Source organism: Proteus sp. Marseille-Q3619 (assembly GCF_965283115.1).
In genome coordinates, this window is sequence record NZ_CBDIMP010000001.1 from 206,299 (window position 1) to 229,791 (window position 23,493).

General features: G+C 35.5%; 16 protein-coding genes. 7 read left to right on the forward strand and 9 right to left on the reverse strand.

From position 1 onward, the window contains the following. The first annotated feature begins 1 nt into the window (after window position 1). Window positions 2-2,722, forward strand: coding sequence for a two-component system sensor histidine kinase KdpD (gene kdpD / locus ACWPWK_RS00955; RefSeq protein ID WP_109372294.1), 2,721 nt, complete (start codon window positions 2-4; stop codon window positions 2,720-2,722). Then, window positions 2,719-3,402: a two-component system response regulator KdpE gene (kdpE, locus tag ACWPWK_RS00960; RefSeq protein ID WP_109372293.1), complete on the forward strand. Its 684-nt coding sequence runs from the start codon at window positions 2,719-2,721 to the stop codon at window positions 3,400-3,402. Before kdpD ends, kdpE begins: the two co-directional genes overlap by 4 nt. Before the next feature lie 113 nt (window positions 3,403-3,515). Here the strand turns inward: kdpE and ACWPWK_RS00965 are convergent, their stop codons facing one another. From ACWPWK_RS00965 to ACWPWK_RS00985, 5 genes are all read right to left on the reverse strand, one after another. Further along, on the reverse strand, window positions 3,516-3,818 hold the full coding sequence (locus ACWPWK_RS00965) for a hypothetical protein (RefSeq protein WP_100158295.1): 303 nt from the start codon (window positions 3,816-3,818) through the stop codon (window positions 3,516-3,518). An 11-nt stretch (window positions 3,819-3,829) separates the two neighbouring features. Then, window positions 3,830-5,134 (reverse strand): insecticidal delta-endotoxin Cry8Ea1 family protein, encoded by a 1,305-nt coding sequence (locus ACWPWK_RS00970; protein WP_109372292.1) that lies wholly within the window; start codon window positions 5,132-5,134, stop codon window positions 3,830-3,832. Window positions 5,135-6,028: 894 nt separating this feature from the next. Further along, a complete protein-coding gene (locus ACWPWK_RS00975; RefSeq protein ID WP_109372291.1) occupies window positions 6,029-7,156 on the reverse strand; it encodes an ABC transporter permease in 1,128 nt (375 codons plus the stop codon). Next, window positions 7,157-9,913, reverse strand: a complete 2,757-nt coding sequence (gene rbbA, locus ACWPWK_RS00980) for a ribosome-associated ATPase/putative transporter RbbA (protein WP_196564148.1) — start codon at window positions 9,911-9,913, stop codon at window positions 7,157-7,159. An 8-nt stretch (window positions 9,914-9,921) separates the two neighbouring features. After that, the gene (locus ACWPWK_RS00985) at window positions 9,922-10,995 is read right to left on the reverse strand and encodes an HlyD family secretion protein (protein WP_109372289.1); all 1,074 of its coding nucleotides are present in this window, start codon (window positions 10,993-10,995) and stop codon (window positions 9,922-9,924) included. 853 nt (window positions 10,996-11,848) lie between these two features. Here ACWPWK_RS00985 and ACWPWK_RS00990 point away from each other — a divergent pair. Both ACWPWK_RS00990 and ACWPWK_RS00995 read left to right on the forward strand, forming a co-directional pair. Next, complete coding sequence (locus ACWPWK_RS00990) at window positions 11,849-12,883, forward strand: isoaspartyl peptidase/L-asparaginase family protein (RefSeq protein ID WP_109372288.1); 1,035 nt, start codon at window positions 11,849-11,851, stop codon at window positions 12,881-12,883. 343 nt (window positions 12,884-13,226) lie between these two features. Next, window positions 13,227-14,219: a tyrosine-type recombinase/integrase gene (locus ACWPWK_RS00995; protein ID WP_109372287.1), complete on the forward strand. Its 993-nt coding sequence runs from the start codon at window positions 13,227-13,229 to the stop codon at window positions 14,217-14,219. A gap of 87 nt (window positions 14,220-14,306) precedes the next feature. Here the strand turns inward: ACWPWK_RS00995 and ACWPWK_RS01000 are convergent, their stop codons facing one another. The 4 genes from ACWPWK_RS01000 to ACWPWK_RS01015 form a co-directional block, all read right to left on the reverse strand. Next, window positions 14,307-15,758, reverse strand: coding sequence for an AMP nucleosidase (locus ACWPWK_RS01000; RefSeq protein WP_109372286.1), 1,452 nt, complete (start codon window positions 15,756-15,758; stop codon window positions 14,307-14,309). Window positions 15,759-15,822: 64 nt separating this feature from the next. Next, on the reverse strand, window positions 15,823-16,665 hold the full coding sequence (locus tag ACWPWK_RS01005) for a hypothetical protein (protein ID WP_454208174.1): 843 nt from the start codon (window positions 16,663-16,665) through the stop codon (window positions 15,823-15,825). Window positions 16,666-17,242: 577 nt separating this feature from the next. Continuing rightward, window positions 17,243-18,151, reverse strand: coding sequence for an AEC family transporter (locus tag ACWPWK_RS01010; RefSeq protein WP_109372284.1), 909 nt, complete (start codon window positions 18,149-18,151; stop codon window positions 17,243-17,245). A 191-nt stretch (window positions 18,152-18,342) separates the two neighbouring features. After that, entirely contained in the window at window positions 18,343-18,828 is a 486-nt protein-coding gene (locus tag ACWPWK_RS01015; protein WP_109372345.1) for a GNAT family N-acetyltransferase, read from the reverse strand. A gap of 143 nt (window positions 18,829-18,971) precedes the next feature. Here ACWPWK_RS01015 and ACWPWK_RS01020 point away from each other — a divergent pair, with 143 nt between their 5' ends. From ACWPWK_RS01020 to ACWPWK_RS01030, 3 genes are read left to right on the forward strand one after another with little or no spacing between them, the layout of a single operon-like run. Further along, window positions 18,972-20,072, forward strand: coding sequence for a lysophospholipid acyltransferase family protein (locus tag ACWPWK_RS01020; protein WP_109372283.1), 1,101 nt, complete (start codon window positions 18,972-18,974; stop codon window positions 20,070-20,072). Continuing rightward, a complete protein-coding gene (locus ACWPWK_RS01025; RefSeq protein WP_109372282.1) occupies window positions 20,066-20,947 on the forward strand; it encodes a phosphatase PAP2 family protein in 882 nt (293 codons plus the stop codon). Before ACWPWK_RS01020 ends, ACWPWK_RS01025 begins: the two co-directional genes overlap by 7 nt. Further along, window positions 20,931-23,444 carry a PEP/pyruvate-binding domain-containing protein gene (locus ACWPWK_RS01030; RefSeq protein ID WP_109372281.1) on the forward strand — a complete coding sequence of 838 codons (2,514 nt, stop codon included), beginning with the start codon at window positions 20,931-20,933 and terminating at the stop codon, window positions 23,442-23,444. The genes ACWPWK_RS01025 and ACWPWK_RS01030 overlap by 17 nt, the downstream gene beginning before the upstream one ends. Window positions 23,445-23,493 lie beyond the last annotated feature (49 nt).

A 23,493-nucleotide genomic window follows, 5' to 3' on the forward strand; every position in this document is an offset into this window, starting at 1 on the left:
AATGGAACATGACCAACAATGGCAACGTCCCTCACCCGATGATTTACTCGCATCAACGCGAACAACAACTCGTGGACGACTAAAAATATTTTTTGGGGCTTGTGCAGGCGTAGGGAAAACTTACACCATGCTGCAAGAAGCTCAGCGCCTCCACCAGCAAGGTATTGATGTGCTTGCTGGTGTTGTCGAAACACACCAAAGACAAGAAACGGCGGCATTACTTCACGGATTACCTTTATTGCCGCCACAACGTATTCATCATCATGGTAGAAAGCTTGTCGCATTTGATTTAGATGCCGCATTAGCCAGACACCCAGCGGTGATCTTAATGGATGAGCTGGCATTTAGTAACCCTCATAAATGCCGGCATCCTAAGCGTTGGCAAGATGTGGAAGAGCTGTTGGATGCAGGTATTGATGTACTTGCCACAATAAATGTGCAACACATTGAAAGTCTTAATGATATCGTGGGAAGTATTACAGGAATTCGTGTCCAAGAGACGATCCCTGACTATATTTTTGATAGTGCTGATGAAGTGGTTATGGTGGATTTACCGCCTGATGATCTACAACAACGTTTGCATGAAGGCAAAGTATATCTAGCTGGACAAGCAGAACGTGCCATCGAACACTTTTTTCGTAAAGGTAATTTAATCGCACTACGAGAATTAGCTTTACGCCGTATGGCAGATAGAGTTGATACACAAGTTAAAGAGTTTCGAGATAGCCAAGGAACAGCTCCTGTTTGGCACACCACAGATAGTCTGATGGTATGCCTTGGTGCTCATGGCGGTAACGACAAATTAGTTCGCACGGCAGCGCGTTATGCTGCCGCCTTTGGTTGCCAATGGCATGCTATTTATGTTGAAACCCCTAAACTTCATCAAATTGGAGAGCATAAACGCCGAGCTATTTTGCACTCGCTAAAACTGGCACAACATCTAGGTGCAAGAACCGCGATCCTTTCTGATAACCAAGCTGAAAAAGCGGTGATCCGCTACGCCAGAGAGCATAATCTTGGAAAAGTGATTATTGGTCAACGTGCTTACCAAAAATGGCAATGGTTAAAACGCTGGATACGGATGCGTTTTGCAGAAAAATTAGCACGTTATGCACCTGATCTCCATGTTATTAGTGTTGCTCTCAATGATGAGGACATTCGTTATAAAACCAAAACAGCACCACTGCAAAACGATAAATGGCGACAAGAAATAAAAGGCTATTTAACAGCGATTGGATTATGTTTAGCGATCACCTTATTCTCTCGCACATTTCTATTAGCACTTGATAAAGCCAATTTAGTGACACTCTATTTATTGGGTGTTGTATTAATTGCACTCTTTTTTGGTCGTCGCCCTTCTATTTTTGCAGCATTAATCAATGTCATTAGTTTTGACTTATTTTTTGTACAGCCCCACTTTTCGCTCGCTGTACTCGACATGCAGTATTTGATCACTTTCACCGTCATGCTTATTGTAGGATTAGTGGTCGGTAATTTAACTGCGGGTATGCGTTATCAAACTCGTGTCGCCCGTTATCGAGAACAACGCACTCGCCACTTATTTGAAATGACAAGAGAACTGGGTCGAGCGGTAACGTTACAAGACGTTGTTCGTACCAGTTACCATTTTTTATCAAGTGCGTTTGATGCCAAAGTTTGCTTATTGCTTCCCAACAAACAAGGTGAATTAACACCTTTTTATGCGCAAGGTATGGGGCATTTGCCTATTGATAATGCAATTGCACGTTGGTGCTGTGATAAAGACCAAATTGCTGGTGCAGGCACAGATACTCTACCAAGTGTGCCTTATCAATTGCATCCGATTACGGCATCTCAACAAGTTTTAGCTATTTTAGCGATTGAACCGAATAATCTTCGCCAACTGCTGATCCCTGAACAACAGCAGCTATTGCAAACTTTTAATGGTTTGATTGCTAATGCACTCGAGCGATTACAACAGGCTGAAATTGCAGAACAATCTCGAATTAACATCGAACGAGAACAATTAAGAAATGCATTATTGGCTGCGCTTTCTCATGATTTAAAAACACCGCTTACTGTTCTTTTTGGACAATCAGAGATTTTACTTCTCGATTTAAGCGCTGAAGGTTCATCTCATACAGAACAAGTTAGCCAAATTCGACAACAGATCCTTACCACCTCACGCTTGGTCAATAATTTACTTGATATGGCACGTATTCAATCTGGCGGCATTCAAGTGAATTTACAATGGAATTCGTTGCAAGAAATTACAGGAAGTGCCATTCGTTCTCTCTCTTATTTACTTGATAAACATCCATTAGAAATTGATATTTCCGCTGATTTATTGCTCTATTGCGATGGTAATTTAATTGAACGAGTTATCACGAACTTACTTGAAAATGCAGTGAAATATACAACATCAAGCACAAAAATTGGAGTAAGAGCCTATATTGAAGCTTCTAAAATTCATGTTGAAGTGTGGGATGAAGGCGATGGTATTCCAACTGACCAACTACAACTTATTTTTAATAAATTTTCACGCGCAGTAAAAGAATCCGCAATTCCTGGTGTTGGATTAGGTCTAGCAATATGTAGCGCGATTATTCGCTTACATGAAGGTGAAATCTGGGCTGAAAACCTTAATTTGTCTGAAAACCATAAAAAAGGTGGAGCAAGTTTCCACTTTGTTTTACCTTTAAAACCACTCCCTGATATTGATGAGATTGAAATAAAACAGTGACTCCATATAACATTTTAATTATTGAAGATGAAAAAGAGATCTTACGCTTTGTTCGGCTGGCTTTAGAGAACGAAGGATTTCGTGTTTATGAAGCCAATGAATGTCAACGTGGGTTAATTGAAGCCGCATCAAGAAAACCTGATTTAGTTATTCTTGATCTGGGTTTACCTGATAAAGATGGGCTGTGTTTTATTCAAGACTTTCGCCAATGGAGTAGTACACCCGTTATCGTACTTTCAGCGCGAGATTCGGAACAAGAGAAAGTGAAAGCGCTTGATGCAGGAGCGGACGACTATCTGACTAAACCCTTTGGCATCAGTGAACTACTAGCCAGAGTCAGAGCATCACTACGCCGTTTTGTTAAACAAGAAACACAGAGCACACAATTTACGTTTGGCGATATTACAATTGATTGGGTTAATCGTATTGTTACTCGTCAAAATGAACCCGTTCATTTAACACCAACAGAGTTTCGTTTGCTAAGCGAATTGGTTAATAACAGCGGTAAAGTACTTACTCAACGGCATTTAATGCAACATGTTTGGGGACCTAATTTCGTTGAACACAGTCACTATTTGCGCATTTATATGGGACATTTACGCCAAAAACTAGAAACCGATCCCGCATGTCCAGTGCATTTAATGACAGAAACGGGGATCGGCTATCGATTTATGCCTTAACTAAAGGTTATTAGAAAAAATTAAGGTTAATCTATCAATTAATCAATTTTCTTGTTTATACAATATATACATACCTAACTCACGTAAGATCTCACCTGACCATCAAGTAAATGCTAATCTAAAATTTCAACGATAGCCGCACCCACTTTGGTATCATCCGAGTTAGTTACATTAACTCTGTAGTAGTAAAATGATCGTTCGGGTGCTTGAACCATAATCGTGTCATTGGGTTCAACCCAATATGTGGTATCGGGATAAAAAACATGTGATGGTGGTGCCCAGTAATTCACAACTTCTAATTTCGTTTCGCCATTATTAGTAACAATTACACTTTTAGTAACTGTTGGAATGATAGGCTCAGCATCGTCCCATACTGTAACTGTTTCCAAAGGTTGAATAACATAATTAGTCGACATAACGCGTATCCTTAACTGTTTTTATATAGACTACTGACATATTGCATCGCAAGTTCATTATTATATATTGCTGAAATCGCTATCCCGCACATTTGATGGCCAGATGATTGTATATATCCTGCAACATCAGAGACCACATACATGGAGTTAATTGAAAATGGGCTGACTAAAGTGACTTCTTGTATAGAGTCATCATCAGGATGCTGACCTGCTACCATTGTATTATTAAGATTAGTGGTAAACTCAATTTGTGAAACAAAAGATTCCGCTCTCACGGACACCTGATTAATAAACTCACCACCATCAACATTAATACTCATTTTGTTTTGTCCAACATTAAATGAGTAATTGTTATTTGGCGTCATACCCATTTCATATTGTTCATCAGACCCACTACAGGTAAACATTAACCCAGTAGTTCGATGTGACACTGACAGGTCTGTATAAACATCGATAAAATTAATATAGCCATCTGGATAAGATGTCGGGTCCTGATATAAAGATCCCTGGATGTTTGTAGAAGGCATCATTGAGTTATCAGCTACTTCAGCAAATGCCATAGGCACTGAGAAATTTTGCCCGTCTAGGCTTATAAGCTTATAGAAAGATCCAGCTGCCATGACTGGAACGTAGTAATTTTCCAGCGGTGCAGGCGCATTATAGTCTTCATAATCCCCTGACCATAATTCATTAAATAAAGACACGCTTGTTTCATAATATAACTTAACACTAAAGTAGGTCTGTATGTTGTTAAGATAAGTACTGCCTATTGCCGAATTTATTGGAGATAAATAACTCTTGGAGCTTTGAACATCAGATTGAAGCAATGACTTTAATTGATTAACTTGATCTTGACTTAATCCTAATTCATTAGAGTATTTAATCCCTTCAAGATATAAGGCAATTTTTAAATTCATAGCGGCGACAAAAAGTGGAGCAAATGCATATTTGAAATTAGTCCCTTTTATTTTGAAGTTTTCTTCAATTCCAATTATATCTACAACCACTGTCATCAGTTCAGGGCCAGCAGTATCATACTGAGCATTAATTAACTGGTCATTGATAAATGATACTTTATCCTGAAGCTCATTTACTGCGGCCACAAGGCGATTCCAGTCGTCCTCTTGAATATCTTCATTAATAAGGCTTTGTACTTCCTGTTTAATCGTGCTCCATATATCTTCCTTATCTGTTGGCCATAAAAGGCCCAAAATGGTGCTTAGCACACCTCCGACCACTGGGATCTGACTGATACCATAATGTATTATCGCACCGATATCAGATAAACCATCATTAAGCTTAAGTGTAGATGACATATTTAACCTCTTAAGTTATAGCAATGATAAAAAAACAGAATGAGTGATTTAATGTGTTTTCTCTCGATTAGTTTCCACCCTTGCCAGAAACTAATAAATTAAAAACCAATAAGAAAATCTTATCTTTTATAGTGCGGATGTACATAACTTTTCAAAGGGAAATGTAATAAATCTAACGCAAGGCAAAGTTTCGCAAGTTATTTCTATTATTATCTTATGTTTCAGTGACTATTCCTAAAAATAGTCTATGGTTCGTTTAGGCAGTCTCTTAGCATTAAGGTGTCATCAGGGACGCTGTTGGTTAGCCAAAAACCCACCATCATTTTACTGTTCTCTTTGAGTATCACAGATTGACCTTTAGTTGTTGCATTACCATTAGGTTGTGATTCTAAGCGTGTATATCCGACTTTATGTCTATATTTAATAAAACACCATCAGGATTAAAAACAAAATGCTGTTTACTTCTATCTATTGTTAAACCAGTTTTATTATCTAAAAAACGTTGATGCCAAAATAACAAATTATCTCTAATTGGTTTAACATCCATTATATCTATGCCAATTTTTTATTCTTTATTAAATTTCCTTTCTACTATTACTTTTTTTAATATCTTTATTATTCTCATAAAATTAGCCTTATTAAAAATAAATTTAACTCAATCAATAAAAATATATAAACTATGTTATTCAATTAATGGATAAAATCCTTTGTTAATGAATTTTATTTAACGCCTTTCCTTAAATAGATTATTTACCTTCGTGAATATTATTTATGAAATCTCATCGTTAAATAAAAACACCAACATTAAATAATTAAATTAATAAAAAACCTATTCCCTTCTATATTTAATAATAGAAGAAAATAGGTTAATTTATCGATTAATATTTAAATTTATTAAGCCATTGCCGAAATGGTTTTTCTAAAACGTAATAATGCTAATGAAAAAAACACAGAGCCAATAACAATTAAGATAATGAATTGTGGCCACACAATCGAGAAGTCAGCACCACGATATAAAATAGCCTGAGCTAAGCTAACAAAGTGTGTAGTTGGCATTGTTTGCATTACATCCTGTACAAACTGAGGCATACTTTCTCGTGATGTCATCCCTCCTGATAACATAATTAATGGCAACAATACCATAATCATCAATAAACCAAATTGAGGCATTGAACGAGCCATTGTTCCTAAAAAAATGCCTATCGAGGTTGTCGCAAATAAGCTTAAAGCAACACCACACATAAACAATAAAATAGAACCTTCAATAGGCACATGAAGTAAAGATTTCACGACTAATACTAACGACATGGCTGATGCCAATAATACAACCAATCCCATTGACCATATCTTAGAAAGCATTATTTCAAAGGGAGTTACAGGCATAACCAATAAGTGCTCAATAGTGCCATGCTCTCGTTCTCTTATTAATGCTGCTCCTGTTAATACTATCGCTAACATAGTGATATTATTGATAATTGCCATAACAGAACCAAACCAAGATTGTGTCAGATTCGGGTTAAAACTCATTCTAACTTCCAAATCAACAGGCAGTGGATCGTTGGTTCTATTTTTCGCCAAAAAAGTTTTTGCTTCACCCATTACAATACTTTGAATATAGCTATTACCTAAGAAGGCTTGGCTCATTCTCGTTGCATCAATATTAACTTGTATTTCAGGTTTTCGACCCGCTAAGAGATCACGCTGAAAATTAGGCGGAATATCAAGTGCAAAGGTATAAGTTCCTCTATCTAAAAAACCATCAATTTGTTCAGGAGTAATATCGGCAGGAGGTAAGAAATAAGGCATATAAAAACTATTTACAATACGTGCAGATAACTGTGATTTATCCTGATCAGCTACGGCTATCGGTGCGTGATGTAACGAGCCAGGTGTAACAGTCGCTGATGAGTAAATTGATACAGTAAAAGCAAACACAATTAACGCTAGCATAGCTTTATCACGAGATAAACTACGTAGCTCTTTTACACCTAAATTAAACACATTTTGGATTGTTTGCCACATTTAAGCCTCCTGCTTTTTCAAGAAAAAGACACTCAACCCAATAACAATGGGGATAGTGATAAGCAAAGGAATAAAAGACCAAGGTAAATCAAAAAGGTTTAATCCCTTAGAGAATGTCCCTCTTGTGATAGTTAAAAAGTGAGATGTAGGATAAATATGCCCTATCCATTTACCTATACCTTCCAGTGACGAAACAGGATCAATCATTCCTGAAAATTGCGTTGCTGGAATTAAGGTAATAATTGAAGTACCAAAAATAGCGGCAATCTGACTATTCATAAAGCAAGAGATGAGTAATCCCATTCCAGTGGCTATAGTGATATAGAGCAATGCGCCTAAAGAAAGCGTTAACATACTCCCTTTAAAACTCACCCCAAACACAAAGACCGAAAGCGCACAGAGCATAAAAAAGTTAAACATACCCAATAAGATATAAGGAAATTGCTTACCTAACAGAAACTCTGCTTTGGTGACAGGTGTAACATAAAGGTTGATAATAGAACCCAGCTCTTTTTCACGAACGACGCTTAACGCACTTAACATTGCGGGGATCATCATTAATAAAAGAGGAATAACTGCAGGTACAATGGCGGGTAAACTTTTTACATCTGGATTATAACGATAGCGGGTTTCTATATTAATAGGTGACAATTTATCAACCACATTAGTGGGTTGACGCATAGCCATATCAAGCATCCATGTTAAATGCATTGCCTGAATATAACCTCGAACAGTTTCAGCCCGGTTAGGCATTGCACCATCAATCCAGACACCTATTTTTACAGTGTGACCTTTAGCAACATCCCGCGCAAAGTTAGGTGGAATTTCAATCGCAACCGTAATATCACCACTACGCAACCGCTTTTCCAACTGGTCATAATCGGTGATAGGTGCCTTTTCAATAAAATAACGAGAGCCTGAAAGGTTTTGGCTATATGCCTGACTTAACCCTGTTTTATCTCTATCCATAATACCAAAGCGTAGATTTTCAACATCTAAACTAATACCGTAACCCATAATAAACATCAAGATCACCGTACCTAATAGCGCTAAAGTAAGGCGTACCGGATCTCGGCGTAATTCCATACCTTCACGAATACTATAACTAAATAAACGCCGTAAGCTAAATCGTTGCTTTAACGCTTTTTCTGCACTTTCATGACTAGATGCTGGAAGTTGTAGGCTTTTTTCATCAAGTTCAGGTGCTTCTTGTTCACCTGATGCCTTTTTAAGGTAATCAATAAAGACTTCTTCAAGCGTATCAAATTGGCTATTTTTAACTAAATTTGCAGGGGTATCTGTGACTAATACTTTACCAGCATGCATCAGTGACATTCGATCACAACGTGCCGCTTCATTCATAAAGTGAGTTGAGATAAAAATAGTGACACCGTCACGTCTTGATAGGTCAACCATCAAATTCCAGAACATATCTCGCGCAATGGGATCAACCCCTGAAGTTGGTTCATCTAATATCAACATTTCAGGTTTATGGATAACAGCGACTGCGAGCGACAAACGCTGACGAATACCCAATGGCAAACCATCGGGCATCATTTCTTCAACATCCGTTAAATTAAAACGCTCACTCATTTCCTTTACACGTTGAGGAATTTCCTCTTCTGGAATATGGAAAAGCTTAGCGTGTAATTCAAGGTTTTGTCGTACAGTCAATTCGCTATAAAGTGAAAATGCCTGAGACATATAGCCAACACGACGACGAGTTTCGATATCTTTAGGATCAACTTCTTGACCAAATAACCAAGCTCGCCCTTCACTCGCTTCGAGTAAACCTGTCAGCATTTTCATAGTAGTTGATTTACCACAACCATTCGATCCTAAGAATCCAAAAATTTCTCCTTTAGGAATACGAAAGCTCACATGGTCTACTGCAACAAATTGCCCAAAACGCATGGTTAAATCTTGTGCTTCAATGGCGATAGTATCATCGTCACTTTTATCTCTTGGGGGGATAATCACTTTTTGGTGATCTTTCTTTTTTTCTTCTGGCAATAACTCGATAAAAGCAGCTTCTAGTTCATCAGTATGAGTTTGGGCTTTTAATTCATCGGCATGACCTGTTGCTAATATTTTTCCAGCATCCATAGCAACCAACCAATCAAAACGCTCAGCTTCTTCCATATAAGCAGTCGCAACTAATACGCTCATATTTTTTTGACGCTTACGTATACGATTAATTAATTCCCAAAATTGCGCGCGGGATAACGGGTCAACACCAGTAGTGGGTTCATCGAGAATAAGTAACTCTGGATCGTGAATAAGCGCACAACATAAACCCAGTTTTTGTTTCATTCCTCCAGAAAGTTTACCCGCGGGTCTATCACGGAATGGGGCTAAACCCGTACTTTCAAGTAAATCATTTATGCGTTCTGCCCGCTCTTGTTTTGATTGACCAAATAAACGACCAAAAAAATCCACATTTTCAAAAACAGAAAGTGTGTGATAAAGATTTTTACCTAATCCTTGAGGCATATAAGCAATACGAGGACAAACAGCTCTTCGGTGTTCAACATCATTCATATCACCGTTTAAAACAATTATTTGCCCTGTTTGAATTTCTCTCGCACCTGCAATAAGAGAGATCAAGCTCGATTTCCCTACACCATCTGGGCCAATTAGCCCGACCATTTTTCCAGCAGGAATAGCCAATGTCACATCATCAAGCGCTTTGGTATCGCCATAATGTTGGGATACATGAGTCAATTCAATGATATGAGAATGACTTTGCGTTCTCATTGTTTGACTCATTGCGGTAATTTCACCTCTAAATCAGTTGGCCAAGATTGGTTATTATCTAATCTAATATAAGCACGACCCGGTAATCCTGTTTTGACATATTCAAGATGTTTTTCAAGTAATTCAGGTGCAATACGCGCTCTTACACGAAACATGAGTTTTAATCGTTCATTATCAGTTTCAACAGTTTTTGGTGTAAATTGAGCGACACTAGCAACGTAGGTTGTTTTTGCAGGAATAACGATATGAGGTGCCGCATCTAAAATAATGTGAACTTCACTTCCTAATGCAGCTTTACCAGCAGCTTCTGTTGGTAAAAAGAACGTCATATAAACATCACTTAAATCGACCATATTTAATACACGACCACCAGCGCCTAAAACTTCACCAGGCTCTGCGACACGATACTGAACACGACCATTACGCGGTGCTTTTAAAATACTGTCATCCAATTCTGCTAAGATGCGTCTTTCGGTTGCCGTTGCAGCATCCACTTTTGTATTAGCTTGAATGATCCCCGCTTTTGCCGATTCTATTGCAGCAATGGTTGCGGTTTCTTGAGCTTTAGCTGCTTCAACCGCCGCTCTTGCTCCTTCTGTTCTTGCAATATCATCATCTAATTGTTGAATAGAAATAGCATTAGTTTTTACTAATGCACGAGAACGATTAAGTCTTTTTTGTGCAGCATCAAGCTCCGCAATACGTTGACGAACAACTGCCTGAGCTGCAAGTTGTTCACTTTTACGTTGTGATAATGCAGATTGTGCAGTGACCACACTGCTTTTTGCTTGGTTTAATTGAGCTTGAACTTCATGAAGTTGTTCTTTAAGTGTTCGAGTGTCCATGTTTGCTAACACTTCACCCGCTTTAACAAAATCACCTTCTTGAACTAAAATAGAGTCTATTCTTCCCGGACTCTTTGTTGAAATATCGATTTCTGTTGCTTCTATTCTCCCATTACTTTGAGCAAATCCTGAAGGAAGTGTTGGTGCTTGAGATTTCCACCAAAAAATTCCCACAGCAACAACCGCGGCAAGAATGATGCTATAAATAAAAAAACGACTCTTTTTTTGATTTTTCATATAAATTATTTAACCTTCCTTTAGCCATAAAAGAATACCAAAAATATGTTTATCCGCCGTATGTAAGAAAATAGTTAAATAATAAAATGTATTAATTTTTATTTATATTTAAAAATAGTTCATTTGTATTGATAAAGCTAACGCACTCACTATAAAAAATAAAATATTAAAAGCTAACCTTATGAATTATAAATGTTATGTCATTATAATAGAACCTTACTCCAAATTAATGTAGTACTTTTATCACATAATCTACCATCTATTTTTGATTATTCGAGGAAACACACAAATTGTATATAGAAAGCCAGTTTTCGTTACATTAAAATACAAATGAAATAATAACAAAATGTTATCAAATATTAATCAATATTAAAGTAACACTTAACCTTTTGATGAAATTTCAATTCATAACTGAATTATTACCTAATTTAAAATGATAAAAATTGTATTTTTTATATTATTTAATAAATTTTATATTTTAAATTTCATCATATAAAATAAAAACAAAAAATAAAAATAGCATTATTATTTTTGTTTTTAAAAAACACTATTAGCTACGTTTTATATTTATTCCCTTCATTTAATCAAGAAACATTAAAAATACGCAACACTTTGATTTATCTATTTAAAAGAAATAAGAACAATAATAACAACCGTCTATTACATGATGAAGATCGATAAATTAAAAAGAAAGTTGAGTGTTCAGACCACTTACACTTTAAACTTTTTATATAGTGATTATTGCAGTTAATTATCAAAGTTCTTTGATGTAGTTAATTAGAATTTAAGATCAAGATCGTAAAATCCATATGATGATACCATGTCAATTTTAATTAAAAACAAGAAGGGTTATATGAATAATATTAAGTATAAACTCGCTACAATAACACTTTGCACACTGTTTGCTACCTCTGTTTTCGCAAATACTGATACCCCTATTCGCCTTGTAATTCATGGTGGTGCAGGAACAATTACTAAAGACACCATCACACCAGAACAAGAAAAAGAATATAAAGAAAAACTAACCGAGGCATTAAATGCTGGATATGCTGTTTTAAATAGTGGAGGTACCAGCATAGAAGCTGTTCAAAAATCCATTAATGTGATGGAAGATTCCCCATTATTTAATGCAGGGAAAGGTGCCGTTTTTACCCATGATGGTCGTAATGAACTTGATGCTTCTATTATGGATGGTAAAACCCGTAAAGCTGGCGCTGTTGCGGGTGTAACTACGGTTAAAAATCCAATTAACGCAGCCATTGCAGTGATGGAAAAAAGTCCACATGTTATGATGGTTTCTAATGGTGCTGATCTTTTTGCTAAAGAACAAGGACTTACAATTGTTGATCCTTCCTATTTTAGAACTGAACATCGTTGGCAACAACTTCAAAAAGCAATAGAAAAAGAACAAGTCGTTTTAGACCATGATGGTAAAACAGCTGCTCTTTTTGTTGATCCTATGATGTACGATTATAAATATGGCACCGTGGGTGCAGTCGCTCTTGACCAACATGGCAACTTGGCGGCAGGAACTTCTACGGGAGGAATGACAAATAAGCGCTATGGTCGAGTTGGTGATTCCCCAATTATAGGTGCGGGTAATTATGCTGATAATGAAACCGTTGCTGTATCTGCAACAGGATCTGGTGAAATGTTTATCAGAACATTAACGGCATTTAATATTGCGGCCCAAGTTAAATATAAAAACTTACCTTTAGAAGAAGCAGCTCAAAATGCACTTGATGAAGTTAAAGCGATTAATGGAAGTGGTGGTGTTATCGTATTAGATAAATCAGGCAACTATACAATGAGTTTTAATTCTGAAGGTATGTATCGTGGCACAATTGGTAATGATGGAAAGCCAGTTGTCGCCATTTATAAAGAGTAAATTTAAACGATTATTTTTCTATTTCGTACCCAATATTTATGTTTGATCTTCTCCTTTTCTAAAAAGAAAAAAGATAAAAATATTGGGTACGAAACCCATAATATAAGCCTATTCCCCCCTTATTTCCTGCATTCTATCTTAAATCTATTTAACGTTATCTTTATCATTAACGCGTTCCGATTATTATTCACCCTTAAAAAGCTTACTTAATAAACGATACGATGGTAAAACATACAAGATCGATTCTACTTATTAAAATGATCCTTTGAAAAAGTAGCTTTTTTCTTTTTTGGATCTGTTAGAATATTCATCATGGTTATGTTGATTTAATAAGGAAATCACTGTGGAATTTCACCACGACGATCAGGATTTAACACCTGAAACATCGCTAGTGTTGTCTGAAAAACAAGCAATATTGGATCTGAATGCAACATTCACCTCGCCTGCTCATACTAATCCTGCAATGGCATATTTAATGAGTTTAGGTTCAAAACGCAGTCGTCAAACAATGGGATCGTTTCTAACAATTGTTGCCAAGATGATCGGTTTTTCTTCTCTTAAAAATTGCCAATGGGGAGCACTTCGTCGTCATCATATTCAAGCAATTATTGATATGTTGTCTGATGCCAATAAAGCCCCCGCCACTATCAATACTTATCTTGCTGCCTTAAAAGGTGTTGCTTTAGAAGCTTGGGCAATGAAACAAATGGATACTGAAAGTTATCAGCATATCCGCCAAGTTAAATCGGTAAGAGGAAGTCGGTTACCCAAAGGGCGTGCACTAACTAGCAGTGAAATTCGTGCTTTATTTAGAAGTTGTGAAAAAGACAATTCATCGAAAGGTTTAAGAGATGCCGCAATATTAGGCGTGCTATTAGGTTGTGGATTACGTCGCTCAGAAATTGTGGCTCTAAATTACGAACATATTCAGTTTCGTGATCAAGCCTTTATTGTCAGAGGTAAAGGTAATAAAGAACGCATGTCTTATATGCCTGATGATACTTGGGATCGCGTTCAATTATGGATCGATGAAATAAGAGGTACTCAAAATGGTGCCCTTTTCACTCGAATTCGTCGGTTCGATGATGTTACTAATGAGCGAATAACCGACCAAGCCATTTACTATATTTTAGAAATACGCCAACAAGAAAGTGGTATTGATAAATTTGCTCCTCATGATTTGAGAAGAACGTTTGCTTCTGCAATGCTTGATAATGGTGAAGATATCGTCACCGTAAAAGATGCAATGGGACATGCCAGTATTATGACAACTCAGCGTTATGATAGACGCGGAGATGATCGACTAAGAAAAGCAGCTCGACATTTACGTTTTTAGTTTTTATTCTGAAAAATACCCAATTTAATAAATTAAATTGGGTATTTAAATTAAGCTTATTTTTCAAACATTCTGTTTTGTTACAGTTTATCTGAAAGGTGGTTCGTTAAACGTTCTTAACTTGCGAGAATGCAGTTTATCTTCTTCTTCTTTTAATAGCTCAATCGCTTGAATACCAATTTGTAGATGTTCTGATACTGCACCTTCATAAAAATGATTAGCCTGACCGGGTAATTTAATTTCACCATGTAATGGTTTATCTGATACACACAATAAAGTGCCATAAGGAACGCGAAAACGATAACCTTGTGCAGCAATTGTGGCACTTTCCATATCAACAGCGACAGCGCGACTTAAATTAAATCTTCTTGCTGAAACGGAAAAACGTAATTCCCAGTTGCGATCATCCGTTGTAACAACAGTTCCCGTTCTTAATCTCTGTTTTATTTCATGCCCTGGTTTACCACTAATCATTTTCGTCACATCATAAAGTGCACGTTGTACTTCCGCAATATTGGGGATAGGAATATCAGGAGGTAAAACGTCATCTAAAATATGATCATCACGTAAATATGCATGAGCCAAAACATAATCACCAAGTTGTTGGCTTTCACGTAGCCCGCCACAATGACCAATCATTAACCAAACATGAGGGCGTAAAACCGCTAAGTGATCGCAAATTGTTTTCGCATTTGAAGGGCCAACGCCAATATTCACTAATGTTATTCCGGGACCTTCTTTAGCAATTAAATGATAGGCAGGCATTTGATATTTCTTCCAAGTTAAATCAGAAATTAACTTTTCAGGATCAACGGTTTCCGCCGTAATTTGCTGAAATCCCGCACAAGAAAGTGCGCAATATGCGCTATTCTTATCTGCAACTTGTTCGCAAGCCCAACGAACAAACTCATCAACATAACGATTATAATTTGTGTATAAAATATAGGGCTGAACGTCTTCAGGTAATGTACCTGTATAATGTTTTAAACGCGCCAGTGAAAAATCAGTACGCAATGCATCAAAATGAGAAAGTGGCAACACTTCCCTATCACAAATTAAGCCGTCGGTAATTTCATCACCGATTTTAGACAAGTCAGTTGTTGGAAAATATTTTGCTAAAGAGGCACTCATTTTTCTATCAAAACCAATGCCTGTACCATCAATCACAAAAGGATAAGGAATTTCTTGTTTTGAAGCAGTTACTTCAAAAGTGGCATGATAGGCATCAGTAATAAGTTGCAGTTGTTCTGATAAATAATTTTCAAATAAAGCTGGATTAGTAATCGTTGTTGAATAAGTACCCGACCGAGATAAACGCCCATAAGCTCTCGTTTTATCTTCTGTTTTAACTTCACCATACCAATGTACAGTTAATTGAGGGTAAGCAAATATCCCTTCAGCTCTTTGTTTTATATCTGGTAATTTTCCATCTTGAACATAATCAATAATAGCATTGCGTAATGCATCAACAGCATTTTGATATTGTTGTTTTAACTCATTAATAATTCTTTGAATTTCTAGGTTATGAGGTTGTGGCATAAAAAGAGCCTCTTGTTTATTATTGGTTTGTCTACATAATAGCAAGAAGCTCTGTTTAGCCCAATTAAGATTTTAACAAGTCATATTCAATTTTACTTTTTTCAGGAATAACGGTCAGTTTTTTTACTGCATTAGGATTGAATTCAAATTGAAGATTTATACATTCTGTTAATAAATTAAACCTTTTTTGTTCATAATTAAATTTATCCCCAATACAATCATCCATTCTTTTGTTTAATTCATTAGAGTATTGACCTAATGCCTTATCCATTTTTTCTTTGGTTAATTTTCCCTCTGTAAAATTTTCAGCGTATAAGTCCATAGTGTCTCTATCAAAGCTATTGATAATATAGCTAGATAATGAATTTATCTCCTCAATATTTTCCTCTGTAATATCATTACTATATTTCACAGTGATAGTATATTTATTGTCATTACTTTCTATATCTACATTCATACGTCCATTAATCGGTGAATACATAGTCGCGATAGGGTCATATTTTTCGAAACTATTTTTTATTATTTGGAAAACACCCTGATTCAATAATTCAAAAATAAACATCTTGTCATCTATATTTAAATTTTCTAATTTTTTATCTAATGACGTAATACTGGTTATATTCTCATTATTATATTTTAATGAGTATCTTGGTATGTCCATTTTCACTATATTTATCAATTTGTTATAATTATCATTTTTTGAGACACACACTGCATCAGTCAAATTAGAAATTAATTTAGCACTATCTAATTCAACAGAATAAGTTTTTCTATTGTTGTTTAAATATTCTAATTTCTCTCCAAATGATTTTTTTATTAAACTCATCAATATAAAATCGATCACTTTTATTTTTATTATCAATGCATTCCATAAGAATCGCTCTAAAAGCGATAAATTTTTCTTCATAATTTACATTATCATTTTTTATGGCTGATAACTTCGAATAGTTATTAATGAAGCTTTCCAAGTCTTCATTTCCATAATTTTTCAAATTAAGATTCAATTTATTTTCTATATTCTCGAAAAAAGGTTTGATGTCGAATTCAGTAGCTATGGAGCTATCTTGAAAATTAATTTTATAAACGATATGATCATCAACTACATTAAGTTTAAAGTTGTTTTTATATTGCCCATCAGCTAAGTTACGCAATTCAAAAAAATACTTATTTTTATCTATAATAGATATATCTTTATCAAAATAGATATCACGTATAAGTGTAAGTGCTTTTTTTCATTACTCAACCCTAGCCAATCTTTTATTTTTTCCCAAATACTCATTGCATCAGATGGTTTATGAGTATCCTCTAGTTTAGTTAGCTTTTCTTGGCTTATTTTTGCATTTGAAACATTTATAATCATAATTATTTACTCCATCCATAAAAAATCAATAAAGAGTAAATATAAGAAAGAAAATAAATTTTTAATATAAAGAAACGACTTTATTTTTAATGAATATTTTCATATAAATACATGCTTTTAGAAATCAAGATGATAAAAAGCTTAATATAATAGGTAATGTAATCGCAGCAAACATTGTTTGAGAAGTAATGATCCCCGCCATAAGTTCAGAATCCCCGCCTAATTGTCTGGTTAAAATATAAGAAGTGGGTGCCGTTGGTATCGAAAAGAAGATAACCAAAAGCATCATGACTAACGGAGATAAATCTAAAAAGTAAGCAACGCTATATGCTACTATCGGCACAATAAGCAAACGAGTAATCGTATTTACTCCAATCATTTTACTTTCAGCTTTTAGCGTCGAAAGATGTAATGCTGCCCCTATACAAATAAGCCCCAAAGGTAAACTGGTTGCAGCTAATAACTTCAAAAACTGATCGCTACCAAAAGGAAGCCCAACTCCTGATAGATTTATTATGATCCCAATAACACAAGAGATAATTAAAGGGTTTTTTATGATAGGTAATATTAGTTGACGCAATGTCACATTTTGCCCAGCGGTTAAACAAAGAACCGAAGTGACATTTGATAGAGGAACCAGTGTTGCTAATATCAAGGCGGCTATTCCTAATCCTTCAATACCAAATAAATCAGCGACAATTGCTAAACCTAAATAAGTGTTAAATCTAATATTACCTTGAACGATCGCACCAAAGCGCCCAGCAGACCAACCTGTTATCTTTTTCAAAATAACACACAAAATAGTGACAATAATGACTACAGAAAAAATAGCCCCAGCGAGGTGAGATAATTGAGGATCGGATAAAGGAGCATTTGCCAAGCTATTGATCAACAAAGCAGGAAAAAGTAAAAAATAGTTAAGTTTTTCAGCTCCCACCCAAAATGCAGGCTCAAAAGTTTTATTTCTTCTTAAAATTGCACCTAGCGCAATTAACGCAAATAGCGGCCATAACGTTAATAACACATTTTGCATAATATTTATCCTAGAGATATCGTTATACTTTACAATATCGTAACATCATGTGGATTACCATTTTATATAATTAATATAAAAGCTAATTCAAAAAATGATAAAAATAAATTTATACCGCATTTTAAGAATAGCTTTTTTATTATTAGTCTATTATAAAAACCATCCTTTAAAGATGATTAAAATACAAACAGCTAATCTAAATCAATGCACATGCGGTAACAAGGTAAATTTGCTTTTGCTAAATCAGAATAGTAATCACGTTCTTCTAATACTTTAAAACCCTGTTTTAAATAAAATAATACTGCATTAGGTGTGGCATCTAAAAACAACTTGGATTGACCTCTCTTAATTGCCTCATGTTTCAGCTGTTTTAAAATTAGTCCTGCAAATCCTTTTCCCATGTATTCAGGTAATGTAAAAATGGCCTCAGCAAAACCAGTTTTAACATCTAAAAAACCTGAAGCAACAGGAATATTGTATTCTTGATAATCAATCACATAAAATGGATTTTCAATAATAGCCTGCCGATATCCTTCAGGCATTTTATCAGGAGTCCAAGCGGCTAAAATCTCTGATGGATAAACATTCTCACAACCAAATCGCAACGCTTGATTTCGTAAATACCATAACCTTCTAGCTTCTTGTGGTTCAGCGAGTCTAAGTTGAATCATACTCATTTCCATCTTATTCATCAGAATTAACCGCCTCAAATTAGTGAAGCAATTTATTCTAGTAATGCTTTTTAAATTTTAATTTTTTAGTGTTACTTTTTTTAAGGGCGTGATATGTTTTTGAAGAAGGAATAATGTAAGGAAATCTTATGCCTAATTCAACATTGCCTTCATCATTAAGAAAAACCTCCTCTTTTGTTGCTGGTTCTCCACTTCCTTTTTATTATCGATTCATCTCGAGTGCAATTAGAGAAATCTACTTTTCCAAAATTTCACTTATTTACCCTAGTAGATCTCAAGCTGAAAATACACATCCAAAGTTAATTCTATGTAGTCATCGGAACAGTGCATTTGATGGTTATGTGGCATTAAAAGCATTTCCCGAAGCTCAAGCTTTAGCATCAATACAATTATTAAATAGTCGGTTAATGAGACTATTTTTTACGGGTATTCCGGTAGTTAGAAAAAAAGATAGACAGCGTTTGGGTATAAATAAAAATACTTTTTCAAGTCCTTCAGAGGCCGCGATTGCACATATAAAAGCAGGTGGAGATTTACTTTTATTTCCAGAAGGTAGTAGTGAGTGGGGTTTTCAGCCATTACCCTATCAAAGAGGGGCTGCCAGAATTATCAGAACATTAATCAGTGAGGGAGTGGTATTTGATATTATTCCTATGGGATTATTTTATATAGCCCCCGATAAATTCAGTTCAAACGTTGAGGTTTATATTGGTGAGACCATAAGTATAACATCACAACAAAACAATTTATCGATTAGGGAATGGGAGCAAAATATTCATAATGAGATTTCTATTTCATTAAATAAAGTTTCTGTTAACTGTCCTACCGTTGATATTTTTGAAAAAGCATCAAAGCATGCTTTTATTAAAAATAAAGAGGGATATTCTTACTCAGGATCCTTTATAGATTATCAAAATAACCCATATCAAGCCGATCAAAATAATCAAAATATAGAGAAATCTTCTATTTTAACTTGGCGTTATATTTCATTTTTATTTATGTATATTTTATTTCCAATATTACTATCATCACTTATTGCGTCTCATTTTGCTGATGCTCGTAATACCATTAGCTTTTTCAAAATATTAGGTGGTGCAATAGCAACTGCAATTTGGACTCCCATCTTAGTCATGCTCCTATTCTATTTCCCCATATTTATTGGTATAAGTTTAGCCAGTGCACTATTCGGTTTTATCTTAATAAGGAAGAAAGGCGCTCAAATATGTTAACTACAAAAGCCAGGATGCTTTTTAACCATTTATTTTCTCTACAATTATTTATTATTTGGGCTTTGGGAACTTATGGAAGTTGGTTAACTAATGCGACAGAAATGTTGTTCCCCATATTTTTAGGCTTCTTTTTATGGGTATTGCTCATTTTTGTTGGATACAAAACACAAAAAGCAACCTCTCATTCTAGATTCTATTGGTTTGGTTTATTACAACTAATTGTTTGTTGGACTATTTTCCCTCTATTTAAATCGATTCGCTATGGTTTATACCAATGGAGTTTTGATGATATTTTATATAATCTAGACAAATTCCTATGGTTTGGAAAAAGTTTGCCCGAATGGGCAATTTCTTTACAGTCTGGCTGGCTAAGTGAATTTCTTTCTTTTTGCTATTTTAGTTTCTACTTTTTGATTATTGGTAGTGCCCTTTTCTTCTTTTTTAGCCGAAATAATACACTGGCTAAAAACTATTTTTTCGGCTTAATGCTAATGTATTTTTGGGGCTTTATTGGTTACTTCTCTATCCCTGCAGCAGGTCCTTACTCTGCTTTTCCTTCTGACTTTAACTATCCAGTTTACCCTGGTGCAATGACATTATTTCTAACTGATCTTGTTGACAAAGGGATTACAGGAATGGATGTTTTTCCTTCATTGCATACAGGGATCACGCTTTATATTGTTGGTTTTTTCTATTTTTCAGGTTATCGAAAAATAGCGTATTGTTTATCTCCTATCTTAATAGGACTTATTTTGGCAACTGTCTATTTACATTACCACTACGGCATTGATGTTGTTGTCGGTACATTACTTGCATTATTAGTGCTTTACATCACTTGTAAAAATAATAAGGTCGAATATGGAACTCATTTATAAAATTAACGAGCCTATTGCTTCTGAAGTATCTATTAGTGGAGGTAAAGGCGCGAGTTTAGCAAAAACAATTCAGTCACTGCCTGTTCCTGATGGTTTAATTCTATCTTGCCAAGCTTATCAGTTATTTATCACGCCATTACTATCTGAAATTAATTGCTTATTATCAGAAAAAAAACAAGAAATTGAAGCCGTTAGTAAAAATATTCGCCATTTAATTTTACAAGCATCTATGCCAGAGGACTTAATTCATTCTTTAAGTTCAAGATTAAATGAGCTCCAATTAAATAATACCGCTTTGGCCGTAAGATCTTCAGGAACATTAGAAGATATGCCAGGAGCCGCTTTTGCAGGGCAACACGATACTGTATTAGGTGTTAAAACACTGCCTAATTTATTAGATGCTATTCGCCAATGCTATGCATCTTTATGGCACACACACGTTATGCTCTATCGTCAGCATTTAAATTTACCCCATACTCAAGCATCGATGGCTGTTGTGTTACAAAGAATGATTAACGTCCAAGAAAATGAAGCAGCAGGAGTCGCTTTTTCTGTTGATCCGGTTCAAGGCTCTCTGTCAACTGTATTAATTAATGCAGCATTTGGATTAGGTGAAACCGTCGTTGCAGGTGAAGATCCTGTGGACGAATTTCTTATTGATAGAAAAAGTTTCGCGTTAAAACAAGAAACAATAGCTCAAAAAATAAATGCCATCGTTATGGTTGATAATGGCACTAAAATCTTACCTCTTGCTTCTGCCCAACAATCCATGTCTTCATTGACAGCAGAACAATGCAAACAAGTTGCGGAGCTTGCTATTTCAGCGGAAAGATATTTTGATTTTCCACAAGATATAGAATGGGCATTTCATGATGGAAAATTGTGGCTTTTACAATCACGCAATGTGACACAAATCGCCCCTATTTGGACAAGAGAAGAATCGGCAGAAAGGTTCCCTAATCCTATCACGCCATTAACATGGGATATGTGTGAAGCTGGTTTTCACTCATCATTAAATTTTAGCCTTAATCTTATGGGGCTCCCTTCATTTAATGGTAAATGGTTCGGGATGCAAGATTATTATATTTATGGCAACCAAAATGCGGTTTCCTTGTATAGTAATCGTCTCCCTACTTCGATGATGAATGATTTACCTACCCTATTAAAATCTTTGCCTGAAATTGCACAAAAATTCAGTTGGGTGCAGGAATTGCCTATTACTTGGATGCGTGACTTAGATAAATATTTAATCTCTATTGGCGCATTGATGAATGAACCATTACAGGATAAAAGCTTGCCTCAATTATGGGATTATGTGCAAAGAATTAATAAGTTAGGTGCTGATTACTTTTTACCTAATATTGCCATATCCTTAACTCAGCGCTCACTCTATTCCGCATTAATGGCATTGCTAAAACTCTTCTTTAAAGAAGAAAAATATGCACATACAGCATTCGATAATTTAATTGCTATGTCTGAAACTAAAACTGGGCAAGTGAATGCGGAACTTTGGACTCTTTCTCGCTATGTGCGTCAGCACCCTCAACTTCTCAAACTTATAACATCCATTGTTCCTGAAAGCATTATGCAAGAAATTGAGGTATGTGATCCTCATTTCCACCAGCAATTTACCTTATTCTTAGCTAATCATGGCCATAGAGAATTAGATTTTGATGCATATCATCCTACTTGGTTAGATGCCCCACATATTGTATTAACTCAAATTAAAGCAATGGCAGACTTAGCAGATGATAAACAAACCGATGATCCATTAGGTAAAAAAATTCTGCAGTCAGAAACGGAATTTTCAATTATCTCTGATGCACCAGAAGAGTTGCGCTTTTTCTTACAAGAGATTATTCGATTAGCTCGTGTTTATACTGCACTTGATGACTTAGAACATTATCAAACAACTCGATTAGCTTTACCTATGCGTCGCGGATTAAAAGCATTAGGAGAGCGATTGGTTATTCGTAGCGTCTTAGATTGCCCAATGGATATTTATTTTGCTAATGAAAAACCTTTAGCTGATGCAATTCTTGCAGATAATCCTACTGAGTGGAATCAGTTACGTCATCATATATACCAAAATAAGGCGGGATATCTAAAAGCAAAATCAGTCACACCACAATGGATCTATGGTGAAGATAGTTGTAATGCACTAAATACAAATGAGCATCAATTAAAGGGACTAGCTGGTAGTGCAGGTATTGTTGAAGGTGAAGTTTATCTTGTTTATGGCCCAGAGAATTTTGCCGAATTTCCGCAGAATGCCATTTTAGTTGCAAGAACAACTAACCCTGCTTGGACAGCACTTTTTTACCGTGCATCTGGCATTATTACAGAAAGTGGTGGGCCATTATCTCATGGTGCGGTTACTGCTAGAGAATTGGGATTACCCGCAGTAATGGGTGTTCGCAATATCTTAAATATTTTAAAAAATGGGCAAAAAGTAAAGGTTGATGGACAAAAAGGTATTATAGAAATCTTATCTTAATTATTAAGCAGAAAAAGCATCTTTCAGATGCTTTTTCTATTCTTCATAC

Coding starts and splice junctions, on each gene's coding strand:
- ACWPWK_RS00985 (WP_109372289.1), bottom strand. CDS start 10,995: ATGAAAAATCAAAAAAAGAGTCGTTTTTTTATTTATAGCATCATTCTT.
- ACWPWK_RS01025 (WP_109372282.1), top strand. CDS start 20,066: ATGTTAACTACAAAAGCCAGGATGCTTTTTAACCATTTATTTTCTCTA.
- ACWPWK_RS00990 (WP_109372288.1), top strand. CDS start 11,849: ATGAATAATATTAAGTATAAACTCGCTACAATAACACTTTGCACACTG.
- ACWPWK_RS01015 (WP_109372345.1), bottom strand. CDS start 18,828: ATGAGTATGATTCAACTTAGACTCGCTGAACCACAAGAAGCTAGAAGG.
- kdpD (WP_109372294.1), top strand. CDS start 2: ATGGAACATGACCAACAATGGCAACGTCCCTCACCCGATGATTTACTC.
- rbbA (WP_196564148.1), bottom strand. CDS start 9,913: ATGAGAACGCAAAGTCATTCTCATATCATTGAATTGACTCATGTATCC.
- ACWPWK_RS01000 (WP_109372286.1), bottom strand. CDS start 15,758: ATGCCACAACCTCATAACCTAGAAATTCAAAGAATTATTAATGAGTTA.
- ACWPWK_RS01020 (WP_109372283.1), top strand. CDS start 18,972: ATGCCTAATTCAACATTGCCTTCATCATTAAGAAAAACCTCCTCTTTT.
- ACWPWK_RS00965 (WP_100158295.1), bottom strand. CDS start 3,818: ATGTCGACTAATTATGTTATTCAACCTTTGGAAACAGTTACAGTATGG.
- ACWPWK_RS01010 (WP_109372284.1), bottom strand. CDS start 18,151: ATGCAAAATGTGTTATTAACGTTATGGCCGCTATTTGCGTTAATTGCG.
- ACWPWK_RS01030 (WP_109372281.1), top strand. CDS start 20,931: ATGGAACTCATTTATAAAATTAACGAGCCTATTGCTTCTGAAGTATCT.
- ACWPWK_RS00975 (WP_109372291.1), bottom strand. CDS start 7,156: ATGTGGCAAACAATCCAAAATGTGTTTAATTTAGGTGTAAAAGAGCTA.
- ACWPWK_RS01005 (WP_454208174.1), bottom strand. CDS start 16,665: ATGAAGAAAAATTTATCGCTTTTAGAGCGATTCTTATGGAATGCATTG.
- ACWPWK_RS00970 (WP_109372292.1), bottom strand. CDS start 5,134: ATGTCATCTACACTTAAGCTTAATGATGGTTTATCTGATATCGGTGCG.